Below are 1,106 nucleotides of genomic sequence, written 5' to 3'. Positions count from 1 at the left end.
TTATCTCTAGAGGGCACTCAATCCTACAAAAATTTCAAACTTCTGCTTCGAAGCTAAACAACGTCCAGAAGCTAGCATTAGCAATAAAGATATTTGACCCAGATGACATGGATGCATTAGAAAAATACATGACACTATTATCGGAGTTTATTCGCCACCATCTACAAGAGTGCATTAAACCAAACAGTTTCAATTGTCCACAAAGCATAGACTCAAACCTAGCATGGAGAAGGTTTTTATGTTCATCACTTAAGTATTTCACCAATAATAACCTAAAACAAATGACAGGTTCTTGGTCAAATTGGGTACGTAGTGCTAAGACATTAGTTCGAAACCTATCAAGTCAAAAGTTCATCATACAAGAGATTGCCCAAGTCATATCCCCACTAAATAATGTAAATTTGGCATCGCCCTCTGGTCAAGCAGGCAACCAAGTTGACACATTTTTAGGACAAACAACTAAAACAACAACATTGCACCGAAAGACTACAATTCATGGAGCGAAAGGCGAAACACACGATGTCACCATGTTAATTTCAACGGCACGCGCGGGCGGGCAGCCTGGTTCTCATTGGCGCAGTTGGATTGATAGTCAAAGCAGTGAAGCTGCTAGGTTCGCATATGTTGCCTCATCAAGGCCTAAACACTGTTTAATATGGGCTGTGAAAACTTTAAATGATGCTGATAAAACAAGATTAAAAGATATGGGATTTCACTTACTTTAGACATTTTACAAAGGTCAAACTCAAAAATTGAGCATATTTTACATTACCTATACTAATTTCAATATTGTTGGCCTGACTCATTTTGGGGCTAAGCCGAGTTTACCGAGAGCATAGATTTCTGTGATCATAGATTGCTATGAGCGGTTCTATCAAAGCTCAAACAAGGCCTAACCGCTTCTCAAAATTAGGGTTTTAGTCATGCTGATAAGCATGACAAATACAAAAGTAAAGCGACTAAATCAGTTTATAGTTAACAGCTTTATGAAAATGAGCAGTAACCTTCTGTGTAGTTTTTTCAAATTTCAAGCCGCAATACGGACAATGAATGATGTTAAAAGCAGTTTGCCACAGCAACTCTCCTACCTCATTAAGTTCATGACT

At 38.2% G+C, this 1,106-nt stretch carries 1 pseudogene; it reads left to right on the top strand.

Annotated features, from left to right (window positions below):
* A pseudogene (locus R8N47_RS23615) lies at positions 1-725 on the top strand (ATP-dependent helicase); the annotation flags it as partial.
* Between the last annotated feature and the right edge of the window lie 381 nt (positions 726-1,106).

The sequence above is a fragment of the Vibrio sp. 2132-1 genome, assembly GCF_033344315.1.
The sequence above is the reverse complement of the archived record's forward strand: the minus strand, read 5'-3'. Positions and strand labels throughout refer to the sequence as shown.